Below are 3,114 nucleotides of genomic sequence, written 5' to 3'. Positions count from 1 at the left end.
CGCGCGATGATGTCCTTGCCCGAGGCCGGCAGCTTCGGGCGTTGCCAGCCGATCAGCGGCCGCGCTGCTGCCGCCTCGCCGGCGATCAGCAGCCGGTCGATCACCGCCTGCGCGCCGTCCCGGTAGGCGGCGTCCCAGGGCGGCCCCGAATGAGAATTGGCGCCGGCCGGCTGCACCGCCGCCACCAGCCGATTGCGCTGCGGGTTGGAAAGTTTCAGCCGCGCGCCGATATCGGCGGCCACGCGGATATTGGCCGGCAGCAGGCTGGCCAGCCGGCGTTCCCAGGCCGGGGCCAGGCCGGCCTCGGCTTCGGCCGCGATGGTGCGGGCCAGCACCGGCAGGCGCACAGCCGCCAGTTCGGGGAGCACCGGGCGAAAGATGCCGCGCTCCAGCATCAGGGCCACGATGGCGGCCGGATCGGGCAGGCCCAGCAGCAGCCGCAGTTCCAGCGCGATGCGTTCCCGGCTCAAGGCCATCAGATCATTGGCACGCGCCGTGCAGGCAGCCAGGCCATCGCCGTCCACCTGCGCCGCAAAACGCGCCGAGAAGCGGAAGAACCGGAGGATCCGCAGATGATCTTCGGCAATGCGCTGCAGCGGATCGCCGATGAAGCGCACGCGCCGTGCCGCCAGATCATCGAGCCCGCCCCAGAAATCATGCACCTGCCCGCCGGGCAGTTCGGCATAGAGCGCGTTGATGGTGAAATCCCGCCGCGCCGCATCCTCCTGCCAGTCATCGGTGAAGGCCACTTGTGCATGGCGGCCAAAGCTCTGCACGTCGCGGCGCAGGGTCGTCACCTCGGCCACGATCCCCTCCCCCACCGCCGTCACCGTGCCGTGGGCAAGGCCGGTCGGCACCGCCTTCAGCCCGGCCTCGGCCAGCCGCCGCATCACTTCGGGCGGGGCCAGGCGGGTTGCGAGATCGATGTCGGCGCCGGCCAGGCCCAGCAGGCCGTCCCGCACGGCGCCGCCCACCAGCCGCGTGGCGCCAGCTGCAGCGTCCAGCGCCGCCAGCAGCGCCTGGCCGGCGGGCAGCGTGATCCAATCAGGGGTGGGCAGCTTCACGGCAGGCGCTCCAGCCGCCGCGACAGTGCCACAATCATGCCGGCGGTGGCGCCCCAGATCAGATGCGGTTCATGGCGGATCGCCCAGTAATGGCGCGTCTGCCCCTGCCACTGGCCGGATTGCCTGAGGTGATTGGCCGGATCGAGCACATGGGCCAGCGGCACGTGGAACAGCTCGTCCACCTCGCCCGGATCAGGGCGCAGCACCAGGCCCGGAGGCACCACCCCCACCACCGGCGTCACCAGATATCCGGTGCCGGTGCGATAGGGATCGAGCGTGCCCAGCACCTCTACCACGCCGGGCGGCAGCGCCACCTCCTCGTGCGCCTCGCGCAGGGCGGTGGCAATCGGGCCTTCGTCGCCCTCATCCTGTCGGCCACCGGGAAAGGCGACCTGCCCGGCATGGCGCTTCAGATGTGCGGTGCGGCGTGTGAACAGCAGCTGCGGCTCCGGCTCGTCCGAAATGGCCATCAGCACGGCGGCCGGGGTGAGGCCGGTGGCCGGCGGCGGGGCCCCGTGCATCAGATCCCAATCACCGTGGGGATGCGGCGTGAAAGGCTGCGAAAGCAGGCTGCGGACGCGGTCGATCGGCATCAGCCGGCCATGAAGGCGAAGAAGGCGCCGCCGCTCCACAGGCCGGGCGGCTCGCCGCCTTCCGCCAGCGCCAGATCGGCCAGCCGATAGAAGGTGGCGCGGTTGACGAGCGCGACGAGGCCGCCGCGCACGTGGAGATAGGGGCGCGGCGTGCCGTCGGCATCGATGCGCACATCAAGCCCATGGTCCGGCCCGCAGGCCACCAGCTCGTCGGTGTTCAACCGGAAGACGATCTGGCGCTCCGGCCCGCTGCCCTGCCAGTCGGCATCCACCGCCACGAACGGCGCATCGGCGACATCGATGTCGAGCTTTTCCACCGGCGTCACCAGCACGTGGCGGCCATCCGGTTCGCGCCGCAGGATGCTGGAAAACAACTGCACCAGCTCCTTGCGGCCGATGGGCGTGCCGGCATGGAACCAGGTGCCATCGGCCATGATCGCCATGTCGCTATGCCCGCAGTGCGGCGGGTTCCAGCGCTCCACCGGCAGCCGCTTGCCGCCCCGCGACAGGGCCAGCAGCTCGGCAAAGCGGTCGGCCGGCGATTCGGCTGAAGAATTGGTGCTCACCCTGCCCTAGATAGGCAAAGCCGGCGTTCAGGCAACCTTCACGGCGCCGGCATCGGCTTCCACCCAGGCGATGCGCGGCAGGCCGGTCATCGGCCCGCGCAGCAGCAGCCGGTTGTGGTCCACCGGGCCGGGCAACTGCCACTGGCGCGTGGCGGCCGCCGAAAAGCCGAAGCGGCCATAAAAGGGCGCATCGCCGATCAGCAGCACTGGCGGGCTGTCGGCGGCATCGAGCGCGGCCAGACTGTCCCGCATGAGCCGCGTGGCGATGCCTTCGCCCTCACGGTCTGCCGCCACCGCCACCGGCCCCAGCAGGATGAGCGGCAGGCGGGCGCCGGCCACGCTCTTCAGGCGGATCGGCCAGCACTGCAGGCTGCCCACCAGCGTGGCGCCGTCCATGGCGACGCGGCTGAACGCCGGCAGCAGCGCCGCGCCATCGCGCAGGCGATAGGCGGTGCGGTTGTGGCGCGCCGGGCCGAACCGCTGGTCAAGCAGGGCATCGATGGCCGGGCCGTGGCCCGGCTGGAGCGGGATGATGTCGATCAAGGGAGGAAACTTCCGCTGCGGTGGATCAGGATACGCGAACCGGCACTGCGCGAGGTCACGCGCAGTGTCAGATTCGTCGGTCGAGGCGCAGCAGGAGCGTCATGAAGGGAGGAATAGCAGCCCGGTGATGAAGTTTCAATGAACCCGATCAGTGCAGGCGGCGATCGAGGCCGGCAACGGCTTCGTCAGTAAGCCGGTTGAGGAGATCCTTGTCGGCCCGGGCGGCGATGATGGCGGCGGCCGCCTTCGTCACTTGCGCTGCGACATCGGCCTTCAGTTCGGCGGCAGCGGCGCGCTCGGCGGCGGCAATGCGGCTGGTGGCAGCCGCGGTGCGGCGGGCGATGGCCT

General features: G+C 70.8%; 4 protein-coding genes and 1 pseudogene. All 5 read right to left on the bottom strand.

The genetic code is table 11. The features are described 5' to 3' along the window. The coding region (locus tag GJV64_RS13065; RefSeq protein ID WP_235927749.1) for a CCA tRNA nucleotidyltransferase at positions 1 to 1,064 on the bottom strand (1,064 nt) is incomplete at its 3' end. After that, on the bottom strand, positions 1,061 to 1,585 hold the full coding sequence (locus tag GJV64_RS13060) for a CoA pyrophosphatase (RefSeq protein WP_235927748.1): 525 nt from the start codon (positions 1,583 to 1,585) through the stop codon (positions 1,061 to 1,063). The genes GJV64_RS13060 and GJV64_RS13065, both read right to left, overlap by 4 nt. 71 nt (positions 1,586 to 1,656) lie before the next feature. Then, positions 1,657 to 2,175, bottom strand: coding sequence for a DUF1285 domain-containing protein (locus GJV64_RS13055; RefSeq protein ID WP_235927750.1), 519 nt, complete (start codon positions 2,173 to 2,175; stop codon positions 1,657 to 1,659). Positions 2,176 to 2,250: 75 nt separating this feature from the next. Next, on the bottom strand, positions 2,251 to 2,766 hold the full coding sequence (locus tag GJV64_RS13050; RefSeq protein WP_164157756.1) for a GNAT family N-acetyltransferase: 516 nt from the start codon (positions 2,764 to 2,766) through the stop codon (positions 2,251 to 2,253). A gap of 148 nt (positions 2,767 to 2,914) precedes the next feature. Then, positions 2,915 to 3,114, bottom strand: a pseudogene (locus GJV64_RS13045) (hypothetical protein); the annotation flags it as partial.

This window comes from Sandarakinorhabdus rubra, from assembly GCF_010994245.1.
Lineage (GTDB): Bacteria > Pseudomonadota > Alphaproteobacteria > Sphingomonadales > Sphingomonadaceae > Sandarakinorhabdus > Sandarakinorhabdus rubra.
Note: the sequence above shows the minus strand (reverse complement) of the source record. Positions and strands in the feature narration are given on the sequence as shown.

Bases quoted from the DNA above. Each gene is read 5' to 3' on its own strand.
- GJV64_RS13060 (WP_235927748.1), bottom strand. From the start codon at position 1,585: ATGCACGGGGCCCCGCCGCCGGCCACCGGCCTCACCCCGGCCGCCGTG.